General features: G+C 47.8%; 19 protein-coding genes. All 19 read left to right on the top strand.

Annotated elements, in window-relative coordinates:
* Positions 1-96: 96 nt before the first annotated feature.
* The 19 genes from D081_RS12060 to D081_RS11970 all read left to right on the top strand — a co-directional run bounded on the left by D081_RS12060 (position 97) and on the right by D081_RS11970 (position 17,398).
* A complete protein-coding gene (locus D081_RS12060) occupies positions 97-3,792 on the top strand; it encodes an autotransporter domain-containing protein (protein WP_085024410.1) in 3,696 nt (1,231 codons plus the stop codon).
* A 90-nt stretch (positions 3,793-3,882) separates the two neighbouring features.
* Positions 3,883-4,131: an IreB family regulatory phosphoprotein gene (locus D081_RS12055; protein ID WP_027397049.1), complete on the top strand. Its 249-nt coding sequence runs from the start codon at positions 3,883-3,885 to the stop codon at positions 4,129-4,131.
* Entirely contained in the window at positions 4,131-4,556 is a 426-nt protein-coding gene (ruvX, locus tag D081_RS12050; protein ID WP_085024409.1) for a Holliday junction resolvase RuvX, read from the top strand. Before D081_RS12055 ends, ruvX begins: the two co-directional genes overlap by 1 nt.
* Before the next feature lie 198 nt (positions 4,557-4,754).
* The gene (locus D081_RS12045) at positions 4,755-5,072 is read left to right on the top strand and encodes a DUF1292 domain-containing protein (protein ID WP_085024408.1); all 318 of its coding nucleotides are present in this window, start codon (positions 4,755-4,757) and stop codon (positions 5,070-5,072) included.
* Positions 5,073-5,214: 142 nt separating this feature from the next.
* On the top strand, positions 5,215-6,315 hold the full coding sequence (mltG, locus tag D081_RS12040; RefSeq protein ID WP_085024407.1) for an endolytic transglycosylase MltG: 1,101 nt from the start codon (positions 5,215-5,217) through the stop codon (positions 6,313-6,315).
* Positions 6,315-6,929: an O-methyltransferase gene (locus D081_RS12035; protein ID WP_085024406.1), complete on the top strand. Its 615-nt coding sequence runs from the start codon at positions 6,315-6,317 to the stop codon at positions 6,927-6,929. Before mltG ends, D081_RS12035 begins: the two co-directional genes overlap by 1 nt.
* Entirely contained in the window at positions 6,926-8,146 is a 1,221-nt protein-coding gene (locus tag D081_RS12030; RefSeq protein WP_085024405.1) for a U32 family peptidase, read from the top strand. Before D081_RS12035 ends, D081_RS12030 begins: the two co-directional genes overlap by 4 nt.
* A gap of 26 nt (positions 8,147-8,172) precedes the next feature.
* A complete protein-coding gene (gene aroQ, locus D081_RS12025; RefSeq protein ID WP_085024404.1) occupies positions 8,173-8,622 on the top strand; it encodes a type II 3-dehydroquinate dehydratase in 450 nt (149 codons plus the stop codon).
* Positions 8,623-8,656: 34 nt separating this feature from the next.
* Positions 8,657-9,733, top strand: coding sequence for a Xaa-Pro peptidase family protein (locus D081_RS12020; protein WP_143272211.1), 1,077 nt, complete (start codon positions 8,657-8,659; stop codon positions 9,731-9,733).
* Positions 9,734-9,796: 63 nt separating this feature from the next.
* Entirely contained in the window at positions 9,797-10,354 is a 558-nt protein-coding gene (gene efp / locus D081_RS12015; protein WP_085024403.1) for an elongation factor P, read from the top strand.
* Positions 10,355-10,518: 164 nt separating this feature from the next.
* A complete protein-coding gene (locus tag D081_RS12010) occupies positions 10,519-10,914 on the top strand; it encodes an Asp23/Gls24 family envelope stress response protein (RefSeq protein ID WP_085024402.1) in 396 nt (131 codons plus the stop codon).
* A gap of 11 nt (positions 10,915-10,925) precedes the next feature.
* The gene (gene amaP / locus D081_RS12005; RefSeq protein ID WP_085024401.1) at positions 10,926-11,498 is read left to right on the top strand and encodes an alkaline shock response membrane anchor protein AmaP; all 573 of its coding nucleotides are present in this window, start codon (positions 10,926-10,928) and stop codon (positions 11,496-11,498) included.
* Positions 11,499-11,511: 13 nt separating this feature from the next.
* Positions 11,512-11,772, top strand: coding sequence for a DUF2273 domain-containing protein (locus D081_RS12000; RefSeq protein ID WP_085024400.1), 261 nt, complete (start codon positions 11,512-11,514; stop codon positions 11,770-11,772).
* Positions 11,773-11,822: 50 nt separating this feature from the next.
* Positions 11,823-12,257 (top strand): transcription antitermination factor NusB, encoded by a 435-nt coding sequence (nusB, locus tag D081_RS11995; protein ID WP_085024399.1) that lies wholly within the window; start codon positions 11,823-11,825, stop codon positions 12,255-12,257.
* Between the two features lie 69 nt (positions 12,258-12,326).
* The gene (gene xseA / locus D081_RS11990; RefSeq protein WP_085024398.1) at positions 12,327-13,529 is read left to right on the top strand and encodes an exodeoxyribonuclease VII large subunit; all 1,203 of its coding nucleotides are present in this window, start codon (positions 12,327-12,329) and stop codon (positions 13,527-13,529) included.
* 4 nt (positions 13,530-13,533) lie between these two features.
* A complete protein-coding gene (xseB, locus tag D081_RS11985; RefSeq protein WP_085024397.1) occupies positions 13,534-13,776 on the top strand; it encodes an exodeoxyribonuclease VII small subunit in 243 nt (80 codons plus the stop codon).
* A 2-nt stretch (positions 13,777-13,778) separates the two neighbouring features.
* On the top strand, positions 13,779-14,663 hold the full coding sequence (locus D081_RS11980; protein WP_369824015.1) for a polyprenyl synthetase family protein: 885 nt from the start codon (positions 13,779-13,781) through the stop codon (positions 14,661-14,663).
* Between the two features lie 15 nt (positions 14,664-14,678).
* Positions 14,679-16,565, top strand: a complete 1,887-nt coding sequence (gene dxs / locus D081_RS11975; RefSeq protein ID WP_085024396.1) for a 1-deoxy-D-xylulose-5-phosphate synthase — start codon at positions 14,679-14,681, stop codon at positions 16,563-16,565.
* Positions 16,566-16,567: 2 nt separating this feature from the next.
* Positions 16,568-17,398, top strand: coding sequence for a TlyA family RNA methyltransferase (locus tag D081_RS11970; protein WP_085024395.1), 831 nt, complete (start codon positions 16,568-16,570; stop codon positions 17,396-17,398).
* The last annotated feature ends 23 nt before the right edge of the window (positions 17,399-17,421 follow it).

The following is a 17,421-nucleotide window of genomic DNA, read 5'->3' as shown; positions in this document are numbered from 1 at the left end:
CCCTGGCCGGGGATCTGGCCCTGCAAAAGGGCAGCCATGACAAGGATATCATGGCGGCCATTACATTAAGACGGATGTGGTAAGGGGGGAGCGTTGATGAAAAAGATTCGGGCGCAGATATTGTCAGGAAGGAAGCTGGCTATATTAACAACGGCGGTATCCGTTGGTTTATTACTTAGTCCCTCCTACGGTTGGGCCATGACTACGGAAGTGGTCAATTGGGGCGACAAGGAAATGGTGGAGCTGGATATACTGGCTGAGAAAGAAGGCTTTGTATACAATAAGAATACTAAGGAATATTTGGCGGGTCCGGCGGAGTACAACTTGTCTGAGACTTTGAAACAGGCCCTTAAGGATGGTACCTCCTATTGGGCGGATGTCCTGGGACCAGGCTCCAAGAACAAGAACCCATGGCAGATTATTGTCATTACAAAGCTAAAATACGGCAATGCCTTGGCAAGTGCCAAAAATTTTATAGCTGATGACAAGCATATAGTACATGATTCAGAGTCGGTTTTTGTTATGGATCAGCTGCAGGATGGGAAACAGCTTAATGACGTCAGGTTGCTGAATCAGGCTTTGCCGCCGGCAGGTGAATATGGCTTCAGTGTTGTCACTATCGGTGATAATTTGGGGGCCGCCAGGGAAGGGGCCGAGCGGGGATGGTGGATGGATAAGGATACAGTACTGCCTACCAATGAACAGGCCAATGACTATATTGCGACTGTCCGCCATGAGTTGGGGCATGCTCTGGGAATAATTGCCAATATAAATATATTGGATAAAAACGGGAAGATACTGGAAAAAGGTGAGGAGGTACAGAAAGCATATAAGGATGGGGAAGAAGTGTTTATGGCGTTTGAAAAAACGGTAACGGACCCGGACTCCTGGAATCTTCATCTGGTGGACCAAAACGGGAATAAAGCAGCTCCGGGCAAAATAATTATTACTACCCCCCGTTTTAACGAGCTGAAGGCATTAAAACCTTCCATCAAGAAGTCGGATTACTTTATAGTGGATAATGCCATGCTTGACAAATCCCTTACTGGTACTCAGGGCAACGCCTATTTTGTTGGGGAAAATGTAACAGATGCACTGGCCGGTGCCACCTTCCAGGGAATTTCTGGATTGCCGGTGAAGGGCTGGGAAGGACTGCCTATCGGTGCTAACACATATTACTGGCTGGAGGGCTCCCATCTCCAGACTACAGGAATGATGAGCCATCGCGTATATAGCAACTATACTTCTTTTATGGAGGCAGAGTTGGCGGTGATGCAGGATTTGGGATATAAGCTGGACCGCAAGGCCTATTTTGGCCACTCCATATATGGTGATGGGGGAATAATTACCAATACTCAGGGCTTTTTTGCCCGTAATGCCGATGGAACCGCTTATACCACTGACTACAGTCAGGTGCCGCTGGGGATTGGTCTCCATATATATGGCTCAAGAAATACTGTTACCCAGGCGGCGGATATTTTGACCGAGGGGATTGGTGCCACTGGTGTCCGGGTAGACGGTATAGAGAATACCCTGATTATTCCGTCTGAAACCCAAATTCACGCCGATGGCTATCGGGGCAATGGTATATTGGTGGCCTATGGTCGGGGACAAAATGTTACTCAGCAGGGTACAGTAACAGCCGATGGTGAGGGTGGCACCGGAGCCAGATTTGATTTTGGCTCCAGCTCCAACGGAGCCGTGGACGAGTATCGGGGTTCCTATATTCGGTATAAACGCTGGGTGGATGATCGAAATGGCGATATTTATGTTGCCGAAAATTCAGGGCTTACCGAAATGGATAAGTTCACTTACAATGTGTGCAATGATGAACTGAAGGGCGTTCTGGTTGATAACTATAATCTGTCCGGCCGACTCTCCGGTGGGGAGAATGCTATCTATATCGGGAAAAATGCTCTGGTAAAAAACATAAACATTAACGACGGGGCCTCCATCAACGGTGATATAACCTCGGAGTGGAAGCATTTTACTGATGCCTCATATACCACAGAGGGGACTGATAGGGAACCATTAAAGCTTCAATATGATGGTTACGTTATAGAGCTTTCCCGTTATGTTCCTGATTTAGTTACAAATTTGAACTTTAATACCACTCTCAGCTATAGTGGAAATATTTATGGCATTGACAATATGAAAATAAATGTCAACAAGGGAACTCTGTCCTATGGCGGTACTGCTGATGTGGTGAATGTAAATGTGGCTAAGAATGCTTCTCTGTTTGGCGGCACTTTTACTGTAAATGATATGTCTGATAAAATGGCGGATGGCTATTCAGATGATACCACTGGTACCTTTTATAACCATGGTTCCATCGGGGCAAAGGATGTCGACAGTAATATGACTGTTAATGGGGACTTGACGTCTGATGGAGTACTACGTGGCTATGCTGGCGGTTCAAGGGGACAGATAATAGTTAATAACGGAGTAGCCAATGTAGACGGTTCCGTGATATCTGCCACCAATGCATTGCCAAATGAAGAAATGACAGTGCTCCGGGCCAATCTAATTAATGGTACTGTTGGTAATTCGGCGGGCAATCCTTTTGCAGCCACCGGCATGCTGAATACCATTGGAATTATAGATGGCAATGATATCAAGGTACAGACTACAGCTGCCAATAATTTGGGGTCAATGGACGGCAATCAGCAGGAGACCTATGGGGCTATGACTGATATGTATCAGCATCTTTCCAGTACGGGAGATAGTAGGGTCAACGAAATGCGTCCATTGTACAGTCTTGATTCTAACAGTGCAAAAGAGGCCCTTTCATCCCTTTCCTCCAATGCGTCAGCCCAAAGCATGAGTATGGCTCAAACCAATAGTATGAACAGCCATCTCGTATCCTCCCGCCTTACTGAGGCCTTTGCCCGCAAGGATGTGGAGGTGGCCCTGCCGAAAGCCAGTCTGGATACTTTGGAGTCTAAAGAAGCGGACAATAACCTTTCCATGACCATGAAGCTGGCTCAGCCCGTGGACAATGATTTCTGGTTTAAGACCACCCGCAACTGGGGTGACGGAACCGGCAGCAGCTATTATCAGGGGACTACGGTGGCCGGAGGCTGGGACCGGGCTTATGGCAAGCATTGGCGGGCTGGAGCCTTTATCAGTTATGGTCAAATGTCCTTTGCAGATAATTACTCCCATAATGGGGTAAAGGATACCCGTCTGGGCTTATATGGCGGCTTCAGCAAGGGACCACATTCAGGATACGTATATCTTGACTACGGCTGGCTGAAAAATGATTTGACCAGACGTATTACGGGGCTTAATCTGCAGGCTCAGGCTGATTACAACAGCCGAATTTTGGAGCTGGGTGGAGAATATAAGTATGACCTTAATGCAAAGAACATGAATACTTGGCATATAAGCCCTTATGTAAATGTGCAGCTGTCCCAGCTGTGGCAGGATGGTTACAGTGAGAATGGAGCCGGCATTTTTGGCCAGCGGGTGGATAGCATGTCCAATACATATTTTGCCGGTGGCATTGGTCTGGAATTTAGGCGGTATCTTGGTAATGGCAGCTATGCCATGCGTCTTGGCGTCAAGCACGCCTTTGCCGGGGCTGACCCTAAGCTGAGCTACGGCTATATTGGCAATAATACAGCTACCTACCAGATGTATGGTCAGCAGGATAAGACCCATTTCATCATGTCCCTTGGTGGCGAGGCAGAATTCGCCCCAGGCTGGACTCTGGCTGGGGATTTTGCCCTACAAAAAGGCAGCCATGACAAGGATATTATGGCTGCTATCACACTAAGACGGATGTGGTAAATTTTTGTAACTAACCTCTTTACTGTTATTTTTCATCTTATTATGGTATATTATTGGTATAAATGTTAGACAAATACTGGAGGTGCAAGTATGGTCAGTGAAGAAACTATGATGTTCCGTTTTGGTGCAGATGAGAATAAGGCAGAGAATATTATTAAGAGCACCTGCTCATCAATGGAAAAGAAGGGCTATAACCCTATTAATCAGTTAGTGGGTTATCTTTTATCCGGCGACCCTACCTATGTTACCAGCTTTGAGGATGCCCGCAAAAAGATTCGTACCCTGGAGCGGGATGAGATTTTGGAAGAATTAATCAGGTCATATTTGGAGAAGAAATAATGGAAAGAGCTTTAGCCCTTGATGTAGGTGACAGAACTATAGGAATTGCAGTCAGCGACCTTCTGGGCATGACAGCCCAGGGTGTGGAAACCATCCGCAGGACTACCATGGAGAACGATATAAAGCGGTTGCAGGAGCTGGTGGCTGAGTACGAGACCAAAAAAATGGTGGTAGGCTATCCCCGCAATATGAATGGTACCGAGGGTCCACGCTGTGAATTCGTCAAGGAATTCTGTGAGGAAATCAAGAAGGCTATTCCTGATGCCAATATTATTCTCTGGGATGAGCGGCTGTCCACCGTGGCGGCAACCCGTTCTCTCATTGAGGCAGATGTGAGCCGCAAGAAGCGGAAAAAGGTCATTGACAAGATGGCGGCGGTGTTTATTCTGCAGGGCTGGCTGGATAGTAAAATGAGACTTATTTAGTGGGAACTTTAGGTCCCACTGAATTTAGTCGAATAAATCCAGAGCTTTACAGTTACTAAGCTCCCATTTAAGAAAAAGAGCTGTAGTAACTGTTAGCGTGGGGCAACGGTTGACAATGACATGGCTATGGGGTAAAATCCCATTGTTAGTCAGACGAGTTTGTGGCCTTCGGGCCCGATGATTATAAAGGAGATAATTATGGCAGATAACAAGAATGTACCAGAAGAGGATTTCATGGATGATGATATTATTGTAACCTTCCAGGATGATCAGGGAAATGAGCGTTATTTTGCAGAGGAAATGCGTATTCCTCTCAATGGCGCCGAGTATGCCCTGCTGGTGGGCCTCAACGTGGAAGAGGATGAGGACTTCGACGAGGAAGAGAATGTAACCATCGCAAAAATCGTCAAGGATGAAAATGGCGAGGATGAGTACATCGTTGATTTTCCTGAGGAAGAATTCGATGCAGTAGTGGTTGAGTACAATAAGATCATGGATGAGGCAGAGGCTGAATAATAGTCCGGAAATTGGGGACGGTTGCTTTTCAAGCGGCCGTCTTTTTTGTTGGCAAAACTGTCCCTTTCCTTTTGTGCTTTGCCCCTGACTATGTTATTATAGTACTATCTGTAACTATGAATATGAATATGGGGTGAATACATTGGATTTTAAGAATCTGCAGGATTCCTTAAAAGATATTGTAACTGAGTTTATATCGTATGATTCCAAGGCAAGTGCGGAAGAAATAAGCAGGAAAAAAAGAAATATCATCATAGCGGCTTCCAGTGTTATGGTGGTATTTGTTTTGGTATTTTCAGTGGTGTTCTTTTCCTTCATGGCCGGCAGTCCGATGGACGTGGAGGGCAAAAAGGACGTGGTTTACGTTCATGTGGCCAAGGGAATGAGCAGCGGTGATATTGGGAAGGAACTGGAAAAGAAGGGCGTTATCAGCTCCACCACCAGCTTTTGGCTGGCCACCAAGCTCAACGGTGCTGACTCCAAGTTTAAGGTGGGAACCTTTGCCTTGACCAAGAATATGAGTGCGGCAGATGCCCTGTCCATTCTTATAAATGGCAAAACCGTGGCTGTAAGGGTTACAATTCCTGAGGGCTACGGGGTGAAGGAAATTGCCAAGCGTCTTGATGAATACGGTGTCTGTAACGAAAAGGATTTTCTGAAGGCTGCCAAGGATTATGCACCCTATGATTATATGGAAAAGCACAACAACACGGTTTATCGGGTGGAGGGCTTTTTGTTCCCTGATACCTATGATTTCGCCAATGATGCTACCGCTGAGGACGTCATGAAGCGGATGATTGATGAATTTGATAACAAGCTGACTCCTGATATGAGAAAGCAGGCTGCGGCCAGAAATATATCCATTTATGAATTGGTTAATATGGCTTCGCTTATAGAAAAAGAGGCCCGCTATGAGGAGGATATGCCGGTTATTTCCCAGGTGCTGTGGAAGCGGCTGAATATCAGCATGCCACTTCAGAGTGACGCTACTCTTCAGTATGTTATGGCAGAAATCAAGGAGGATGTGTCCATTGCGGATACCAAGATAGATTCTCCTTATAATTCCTATCAGAATTATGGCCTGCCTCCGGGACCTATTGCCAGTCCTGGGCTGAAGGCCCTTCAGGCGGCCCTGGAGCCATCGGCTACTGATTATCTCTATTTTGTGGCAGACCGTGAAGGCAGGAATTACTACAGCAATACTTATGATGAACACCTGGCAAAGGTGGCTGAGGTTCGCTGATGGATAATTTTGCTGCTTTAATAGCAGAAATGGAAGAATATGGCCGGGCCAATCATGTGCCCATCATTAACGAAAAGGGTATGCCGGTGCTGCTGGAGGTAGTGCGTGACAGGAGGCCCCATCGGGTGCTGGAAATCGGTACTGCCATTGGCTATTCCGGGCTGCTTATAGCCAACAATGCTGCTGATGATGTGGAAATTGATACTCTGGAGCTGTCGGAGGAGCGGGCTGCCGTGGCCAGAGCCTATATTGACCGTTCCATGTACAAGGACCGTATTAAAATACACGTGGGGGATGCGGGAGAGAATATCCTTAAGCTCACGGGGAAATACGATTTTGTGTTTATTGATGCGGCCAAGGGGCAATACCCGGATTATTTCCGCAAGATTTATCCGCTGCTGACTGAGGATGCCATGGTGCTGGCGGATAATGTCCTGTTCAGGGGCTATGTCCGGGGGGATGTGGAGTGTCCGCGCCGTTTTAGGACAATAGTAAAAAGACTGCGGGAGTATATAGCTCTCGTCAGTGAAAATAATGAATTTGAAACTGTGATTCGTGAGGACGGTGACGGTCTGGCGGTGAGCCGGCGGTTGCCAAGGGAGAACAATAGATGATAAAAAAACCAGAACTGCTGGCTCCTGCCGGCAATATGGAAAAGCTGAAAATGGCCCTTATATATGGTGCCGATGCGGTGTACCTTGGAGGCAAGGCCTTTGGCCTCAGAGCCTTCGGGGGCAATTTTGATTATGATGAGCTGAAGGAAGCGGTGGAGTTTGCCCATGGCATGGGCCGTAAGGTTTATGTAACGGTGAATATTTTTCCACATAACAGTGATATGGAGAAGCTGCCGGAGTATCTGGCCTATCTCAATGAGATAAGGGTGGATGCCATGCTGGTGGCGGATCTGGGGATTTTCACCCTGGCGAAGAAATACGCTCCGGATACGGATATTCACATCAGTACCCAGGCCAATAATACCAACTGGGTAACGGTAAATGCCTGGGCGGACATGGGGGCAACCCGTGTTGTTCTGGCCCGGGAAATGTCCCTTGGTGAGATTCGTACCATTCGGGAGAAGTGTGACGTGGAGCTGGAAATGTTCGTTCATGGTGCCATGTGCATTTCCTATTCCGGACGCTGTCTGATGAGCAACTATATGACGGGCCGTGATGCCAACCGTGGCAGCTGTGCCCAGGCCTGCCGCTGGAAATATGCACTGGTGGAGGAAAAACGTCCGGGCCAGTATTTCCCTATTGAGGAGGATGACAGAGGTACTTATTTCTTCAATTCCAAGGATATGTGCCTGCTGCCTCATATTGGTGATGTTATTGACAGCGGGGTGGACAGCCTGAAAATCGAGGGCCGCATGAAGAGCGTTCATTATGCCGCCAGCATTGTGAAGGCTTATCGGGCAGCTATTGACAGCTATTGCGAGGACCCGGAGCACTTTCAGCTGCAGCAGGAGTGGATTGATGAGCTGGGGAAGGTGTCCCACCGTCAGTACACCACGGGCTTTTACTATAACAAGCCGACAGAGGATGACCAGATTTATGGCTCCACCTCCTATGAGCAGACCTCGGATTTTGTGGGGCTGGTGCTGTCCTACGATGAGGCCACGGGCTATGCCATGGTGGAGCAGCGGAACAACATGAAAAAGGGTCAGGAAATTGAGGTGTTCCAGCCTAATTTGCCGGGATATCGCATGATTCTTGATGAAATGTATAATGATGAGGGTGAGCTTATTGATGTGGCTCCCCATCCGCAGCAGCTGGTAAAAATGAAGATGGACCAGCCTGTGGAGCCTTATACCATTTTACGACGGGATGTTTAAATTTAATCCATAAGGAGCATGATAATATGGGTAAAGTACTTGTCATTCACGGACCAAATCTTAATCTTTTGGGCACAAGGGAGCCGGAGATTTACGGCTATGAAACTCTGGCGGACATAAATGATATGCTGCAGAAGCAGGCGGCTTCCGACGGTGTGGTGGCGGATTTTTTCCAGTCCAACCATGAGGGGGATATTGTTGATACCATTCAGCAGGCGCCGGCCAAGGGGTATCAGTTTATTATTCTCAATGCCGGGGCATTTACCCATTACAGCATTGCCATTCGTGATGCCATTGCGGCCATCAGCGTTCCTGTAATCGAGGTGCATCTTTCCAATGTCCATACCCGGGAGGAGTTCCGCCACAAGTCAGTAATTGCACCGGTGGTTATGGGACAGATTCTGGGCTTTGGGGTGGACAGCTACTTTGCCGCCATGGCTGTGGTTCTGAGAAAGATAAAGCAAAGATTAAATTAATATAGAAGTATTGAGAATTACGGAAGTGGATTTTGTGATTGCGGACAGAATTAAGGCTTTAAGAGATTATATAAAGGACCGGGGGCTGGATGGTGTTTTGGTCAGCAAGCTGGAAAGCCTTCATTATTTCAGCGGGTTTACCGGTGATGACACCATGCTGGTGGTTTCCGGTGATGATGCGGTTATTGTCACTGATTTTCGCTATGTGGAGCAGGCTCAGCTGGAGTCTCCAGAGTATCGGATTGCCAAGCAGGAAACGGGACTTCTTTTGAGGGTTTCCGAGGTCATCAAGGAGCTGGGAATAAACAATGTTGGCTTTGAAGGAGCTTCACTGGTATTTGACTGGTATGGCAAGCTCAGTGAACTGCTGGGGGATAATATCAGCATGAAATCCATAGAGCTGAACAGCCTTCGCCAGATCAAGGACGAGGAGGAGCTTCAGTGTATAAGAAAGGCTGTGGCCATAAGTGACAGGGCCTTTGAGGATATTATTACCTTCATTAAGCCTGGTATCAGCGAAAATGAGGTGGCGGCCCGTCTGGAGAGTGTGATGCGCACCCTGGGTTCCCAGCGTCCTGCGTTTACCACCATAGTTGCCTCCGGCAAGCGGGGAAGCCTGCCCCATGGAACTGCAACAGAAAAGTTGATTAATGCAGGGGAATTTGTTACAATGGACTATGGTGCTGTGTATAAGGGGTATCACTCTGATATTACACGGACCATCTGCGTTGGTCATGCAGATGACAGGCAGCGTGATGTATATGACGCTGTGCTTCAGGCCCAGCTGTTGGGCTTGTCCAGGGTAGGACCCGGAGCGTCTGGGAAATCCGTGGACGGTGAAGTAAGAAAATATCTTCACGAAAGAGGCTATGGGAAATACTTCGGCCACGGGCTGGGACATAGTCTGGGGCTGGAGATACATGAGGCACCAACCCTTTCCCCACGGAGTACGTGTGAGGCCTTGCAGCCCAATATGCTGATTACCGTGGAGCCGGGAGTGTACATTCCTGACTGGGGTGGAGTCCGCATTGAAGATACAGTGCTGGTTACAGACACATCAAGAGAAGCTCTGACTTCAGTATCGAAGGATTTAATTGAGTTGGACGTTTGATGGGTCTTCCATATATTAAATTTAAAAATTAATTTTGCAATTAAAAATTGGAGGGTTTTTCTAATGATTACAAGTACAGATTTTCGTACAGGTTTGACTATCGAAATCGATGGTGGCGTATGGCAGGTTGTTGAGTTCCAGCATGTAAAGCCAGGCAAGGGTGCAGCATTCGTTCGTACCAAGATCAAGAATATTGAGACTGGTGCTGTTGTTGAGCGTACCTTCAACCCAAATGAGAAGATGCCACAGGCTCGTCTTGATACTGCCCGTATGAACTACCTCTATGAGGCTGACGGTATGTACACCTTCATGGACAACGAGACCTATGAGCAGACTGAGCTCAACAAGGAGCAGCTTGGTGACGCTCTGAACTATCTCCAGGAGAACATGGAGGTTGCTATCCAGTCCTTCAAGGGCCGTGTAATCGGTGTAACTCTCCCTAACTCTGTAGAGCTGAAGGTTACTGAGTGCGAGCCATCCGTAAAGGGCAACACTGCAACTGGTGCTACCAAGATGGCTACTGTAGAGACCGGCTATTCCGTTCGTGTACCTCTCTTCATCAACGAGGGTGACGTACTCCGCATCGATACCCGTACCGGTGCTTACATCGAGCGTGCATAATTTATTGGTTTATACAATGAAACCCGTTGGATTTTCCAACGGGTTTTTATTTTATGCATAATTAATATACAGAATATTCATGATTTCTTGAATATAAACTACATGTTTGGTATAATGATAACCAAGTAAAATTATGTCTAAATTTAGATAGGGGGTATATTTAAATGGCAGAAGAAATGATTACTATTGATGACGGAATGGGCGCTGTACGGATTGCTGATGAGGTCGTAAGCATGATGGCTGGCATAGCTGCCTTGGAAATTCCCGGGATTGCAGGCATGAGCGGTGGCCTGGCAGGCGGTATTGCTGAGCTTCTGGGCAGAAAGAACCTTTCCAAGGGAGTTAAGGTAGAGGTTGGCGAAAAGGAAGCCCGTGTTGATTTATATATCATCGTTAAATACGGTGAGCGTATTCCGGATGTGGCTATTGCCGTTCAGGAGAACGTAAAGAAGCAGATCGAGAGCATGACCGGATTGAGCGTTGTAGAGGTTAATGTTCATGTTCAGGGCGTTGACTTCGGTGAGGAAGAAACCAAGGATGAGACCAGAAAAATCCGCTAGGGGGCTGTTTAATGGGAGTGTTTAATAGATTCCTGCTGTTTTTGTATGCCTTGTTTTTTGGTGTAGTCAGCCTGGGGATTATTCTGTTGGTATTTAATGTGGTGCCTGAAAGGGTGCTGCTTAATGAGTATCAGTTTGCTGTTAATCAGTGGCAGACTGGGGTTATTGCCGGAGTTGTTTTCATTATCAGCATTCATCTGCTGTTTTGTTCCTTTGCCGGCAAGGGAAGCAAGGAGCTGACCTCCGGGGATATTATGCTGGTGCATGGCACTGAGGGTGATGTTAACGTATCCATCAATGCCATAAAGGAAATGATTGAGCGGATATCCAGCGGGGTGCGTGGCGTCCGTGAGGCCAAGGTGAAGGCCTTGGTAAAGCAGGACAAGGAAAAAGGCGATTGTCTGAACCTGGATGTTAAGCTTGAGGTCGGACAGGAGCGGAGTATTGCTAATATTTCTGATGACATAAGGACGCAGTCAAGCAAATACCTGACTGACATAGCATGTATTTCCAACTTTGATGTTGTGGTTTCCGTTCAGAGTATTTCCAGTGGTGTCGTTGTCAAGAAGAGACGACTGAAGTGATGGAGGTGTCTGAATGGATAACGAGATCAGTTTAAAGCAGGCCCTGGTCAATGCAATTCGCCGCCAGTGCGAGAAACGTCCGGGGACACTTTTGGGTATTGCAGGCGGCATTTTAATCGCCCTTGGCATATTGCTCTTTGGCTTTTGGAGTGTCATGTTTGTGGTTATTTGTGGCTTTATTGGCTGCTTTATCGGCAAGAATATTGATAAGGGTGGAAGCCTTATTGATAACATCCGGGACTCAGTTCCCCGTGATATTCACCGGTGGCGCTGATAGCCGATAATATATTATTTATTTTTTGTTAAGAATCGAGGAATTTAAGTATGAGTCGTAGACAAGCTCGTGAGGTAGCGCTTCAGGCTTTGTTTCAGTTGGATATGAATCCGTTAGATGAAGGTGCAGATGCAGCCCAGGCCAGACAGAATGCCATTGATGCAGCAGTTTTTGCCAAGGATGATGATGTTAAGCTGGGCAGCAAGGATATGGATTTTTTGAAGAATCTGGTAAATGGAACCCTTGACAATCAGGAGGCCATAGATGAATTGATTACCAGAAATTCCAAGGACAGATTGCTGCAGCGTATGGCCGGCGTAGACAGAAACATTACCCGTTTGGCTGTTTATGAGCTGAAATTCTGCGATGAAGAGCTGACCACGAATATCATTATTAACGAGGCCGTAGAGCTGGCCAAGAAGTTTGGCACCGATGATTCCGGCCGTTTCGTAAATGGTATTTTGGGCGCGATTGCCCGTGCATAAGATCTAGGGCCGCATTTTCTGGTGCGGCCCGTTTTCTGTGTTTTAGTGTTGTGCATTTTATGGTGAAATATGGCTGTTGTCAGAAGCGTATCAGAGATAACTAAATATATTGCCGGACTTATCAAGAATGATTTGGCCCTGCACAATGTCACGGTGAGAGGGCAGATTTCCAATTTTAAGCAGTATTCCTCCGGACATTGCTATTTTGATCTGAAGGACAAGGATTCCATTCTGAAATGTGTTATCTGGCGCAGCTATGCTGAACGACTGAAATTCAGACCGGAAAACGATATGCAGGTTCTGGCCACTGGCAGTGTGGAGGTCTACGAGCGGGACGGCAAGTATCAGTTTTATGTCAGCCGTATGGCGCCGGACGGTGTTGGTGAGCTGGCCCTGGCCTTTGAACAGCTGAAGGAGCGGCTTTCCAAGGAAGGCCTGTTTGATGCTGAGCATAAAAAGGCTTTGCCTGCTTTTCCCAGGACTATTGGTGTTGTAACCTCTCCTACGGGAGCTGTTCTAAGGGATATTTATACAGTTTCCGGACGGCGTATGCCATCCATCAGACTGGCCCTTTATCCTGTAATGGTGCAGGGGGCAGGCTCAGCGGAGCAGATTGCCCGGGGGATTGAGTTTTTCAACAAAAAATATCCGGTGGATGTGCTTATTGTAGGCCGTGGTGGCGGCTCCATGGAGGACTTGTGTTCCTTTAACGAGGAAGTTGTGGTGCGGGCCATCTTTAATTCTAAAATTCCCGTGATTTCAGCGGTGGGACATGAAACTGACTTTACTCTGGCTGATTTTGTGGCAGACCAGAGAGCAGCCACTCCATCCCAGGCGGCGGAGCTGGCTGTCCCGGACGTGTCAGAGGTAATACAACGGATAAGGGCAGCACAGGAAAGAATACAGCTGGCTGCCATGTCCAGTATTAAGGACCGGCGTCGCAGTCTGGAATCACTGATGAACAGCTATGTTTTTACTCAGCCCTTACGGATGCTGGAGACAGGCAGTATGAGGCTGGAAAATCTTCGGACAAGATTGAACAAGATAACAGGCCAGCTGATTAAGGAAAAGAAAAATCGGCTGCTTCATGATATGGACAAGCTGGAGCTGATTAATCCCATGGGGGTTATCAGACGGGGCTATGGCATGGTGCAGGATGCAAAGGGAAATGTTATCAGCCATGTCAATAATGTAAAAATTAACGATTTAGTGAAAATAAAGCTCAACGGGGGCCAGCTTGAGGCCCAGGTCAGGGCAATAAAGGAGGAATAGTTCTATGCCACGGAAAAAGGAAGCGTCCTTTGAGGAAAATCTGGCCAATCTGGAAATGATTGTAGATAAATTGGAGAGCGGTGAGGCCAGCTTAAAGGATGTAATTGATAATTATACCTTGGGCATGGAGCTGTCCAAAAAGTGTCTGGCTGAATTGCAGGCTGTGGAGGATAAGATGAATGTTATCCTCAGAGAAGAGAATGGTCAAGTGGTAGAAATGCCTTTGGAGCTTGAGGGAGGACAATAAAAGTGGATAAGACGCAATGGAACGAAAGGATAAAACTTATAGAGGGTGCTCTTGTGGAGGAACTGCAGGAGGATAAGGCATTATCCCCAATTCTTTGTGAGGCCATGAAGTACAGCCTTACTGCAGGAGGAAAGCGACTGCGTCCAATTTTGCTGATGGCGGCGGCTGATGCCATTGGTGCCAAGGGTACGGATTATATTCATATAGCCTGTGCCATTGAGATGATACATACATATTCATTGATTCACGATGACTTGCCGGCAATGGACAACGATGATTATCGTCGGGGCAAGCTGACCAACCATAAGGTTTATGGTGACGGCATGGCCATTTTGGCCGGTGATGCATTGCTTACCCAGGCCTTTGAGGTGATGCTCCGCCAGGATAATCTGCCGGCAGATGTATTGCTGAAGGTGGTTCGGGAAATGGCCATAGGTGCCGGTCCTAACGGTATGGGCGGTGGCCAGGCCATTGATCTGGAGGCTGAAGGCAAGCAGAAATCTTTGAGCCTTGATGAATTGAAGAAAATGCATGACGGCAAGACTGGTGCGCTGTTCAGAGCTGCTATCAGAAGTGGTGCCATTGTAGCCGGGGCTTCCGAGGAGGAGCTGGCTGCTCTGACCAAGTATGCTAACTGCTTTGGCCTTGCCTTCCAGATTACCGATGATATTCTTGATGTTATTGGTGACGAGGCGGTTATTGGCAAGCCTGTGGGCAGTGATGAACGCAATGACAAGTCAACCTACGTTTCACTGACGTCTTTGGAGGAGGCCCAGAAGCTGGCGGCTGATACTGTGGCCGAGGCAGTAGCTGCCTTGGAGATGTTTGGTGATAAGGCCACTTTCCTTCGTGAACTGGTGGAATATTTATTGAAAAGAAATAAGTAATTAAGGAGCCACACCATGCCTGAGAATATATTAGACAATATAAATTGCGCTTCAGATGTGGCGAAGTGCAGCCTGACAGAGCTGAAAGGCCTGGCGGGGGAAATCAGAAGGAAGATAATTGATACTTGTGCCGCCAATGGCGGTCATTTGGCCCCAAGCCTTGGTACTGTTGACCTTACCCTGGCACTATATAGCGTATTTGACCCTGAAAAGGATAAGATTATCTGGGATGTTGGCCATCAGGCATATTCCCACAAGATTATTACGGGTCGAAGGGACAGATTTAGTACCCTGCGGACCAAAGGAGGCATTACGGGCTTTCCAAAACGGTCTGAATCCAGCAGTGATGCCTTTGGTGTGGGCCATGCCAGTACCTCCATTTCTGCGGCGGTGGGAATGGCCATTGAGCGGGATATCCGCAAGCAGAATTACAGCGTGGTTGCTGTAATCGGTGATGGTGCCTTTACCGGCGGTGAGGCCTATGAGGGGCTTAACTATGCCGGCACTACCGGCAAGAACATGATAGTTATCCTCAATGACAATGAAATGTCCATTGATAAAAATGTGGGAGCCATGTCCGAGTATCTGAGCCATATTCGTATTACTCCCCAATATCATAAGGCCAAGAAGGAATTGCAGGAGTTTTTGAAGGGATTCCCGACCATAGGCGAAACTGTATGGAATGCTGCGGGTTCCGTAAAGGATGGTATTTATGCACTGCTGACACCAGGCAGTCTTTTTGAGTCTCTGGGCTATACATATATTGGACCTATTGATGGCCACAATATTGAGTATATGCAGGAGGTCTTTGAAAAGGTTAAGGGAATTGAGGGTCCGGTGCTTATTCATGTACGGACCACCAAGGGCAAGGGCTATTCCTTTGCGGAAAATCAGCCTCACAAGTTCCACGGTGTAGGCCGTTTTAACTGCGATACAGGTGAAATGATTAAAAAGGAGGGGGCACCCCCTTCCTATACTGATATTTTCAGCAAGGCCCTTATAGAGCTGGCGGGCCAGTATGACAATATAACGGCTATTACGGCGGCAATGCCATCTGGTACTGGCTTAAAGCAGTTTTCTGCAGTATATCCGGAGCGGTTCTTTGACGTGGGTATTGCCGAGGAGCATGCCATGACCATGGCGGCGGGTATGGCGGCAACAGGTGGCAAGCCATTTGTTGCTCTTTATTCCACCTTTGCCCAGCGGGCTTATGACCAGATTGTTCACGATGTTTGCCTGCAGAACTTGCCGGTAACTATTTGTCTGGACAGAGGCGGTCTTGTGGGGGCTGACGGCCCAACCCATCACGGGGTTTTTGATTATTCCTATTTGCGTCATGTGCCTAATATGGTGGTTATGGCACCAAAGGATGAAAATGAGCTTCGTAATATGCTCTATACGGCGGCCAACTATAATGGCCCGATCAGTGTCCGTTATCCCCGTGGTTCTGCTACCGGGGTTCCAGTAAAGCCGGGCTTTGAGCAGCTGGCTATCGGCAAGGGCGAGGTGCTGTCACGGGACAGCAAGGCCATTGTGCTGTTTGCTGTGGGCAGTATGGTCAAGCAGGCAATTAAGGCCGCGGAGCTGCTGAAGGAGCAGGATATTTATACAACCGTTGTAAACATGCGCTTTATAAAGCCATTGGATACTGGACTTATAGATGAACTGGCCAAGGAGGCCCGCTTAGTGGTTACGCTGGAAGAAAATGCCCTGGCCGGCGGCTTTGGCTCCGGGGTATTGGAGTATCTGGCTGATGCTGGTATTAACACGGCCAAGGTATTGCGCTTTGGTATTGAGGATAAATTTATTGAACAGGGCTCCTGCCCTGAGCTTTTGGAGCTGTGCGGACTTCTGCCACATCAGATAGCGGAACGCATTGCGAAAAAGTACGGTGAATTGTAATTATGGCTGATAGTGTTGAAAAAGTAAAAAAAGAACGTCTGGATGTGCTGCTGGTCAAGAAAAATCTGGTGCAGAGCCGTGAACGGGCCAAGACCACCATTATGGCGGGTCTGGTTATAGTTGATGGCAATAAAATCGACAAGGCCGGCACCATGGTGAAGGAAACAGCGGATATCCGGGTTTTGGGAAATCAGATTCCGTATGTAAGCCGTGGCGGACTGAAGCTGGAAAAGGCCATCAAGGAATTTGGCGTGGAGCTTAAGGGGAAGGTTACGGCTGATATTGGTGCCTCCACCGGCGGCTTTACTGACTGCATGCTGCAGAATGGTGCAGTGAAGGTTTTCGCCATTGATGTGGGCTATGGCCAGCTGGCCTGGAGCCTTCGCACTGATGAACGGGTAGTGAACATGGAGCGGACCAATGTCCGCAATGTAACTCCCGAGGATATTGGGCAGCTGATAGATTTGGCCTCCATTGATGTGGCCTTTATCTCCCTTGAGAAGGTTTTGCCGGCTGTTAAAGGCATGCTGAAGGCCAATGGCGAGGTGGTGGCCCTTATTAAACCACAGTTTGAGGCCGGCAAGGAAAAGGTCGGCAAGAAGGGCGTTGTCCGTGATCCAAAGGTACATTTGGAGGTAATCCATAATGTAATTGATACGGCCAGAGCCATGGAATTTGTCACCAAGGAGCTGACCTTCTCCCCAGTAAAGGGTCCTGAGGGCAATATAGAGTATCTTGTATGGCTTACCAGGGACAAGGAGGCCGAGGACCATGTAACCGACGAGGTAATGGCCGAGACTGTTGAATTGGCCCACAGCAATCTGGACAAGTGATGCAGATAAATTAAGAGGACGTC

The sequence above is a fragment of the Anaerovibrio sp. JC8 genome (assembly GCF_002100115.1).
Taxonomy (GTDB): domain Bacteria; phylum Bacillota; class Negativicutes; order Selenomonadales; family Selenomonadaceae; genus Anaerovibrio.
This window is presented reverse-complemented; position numbering and strand designations above follow the sequence as displayed.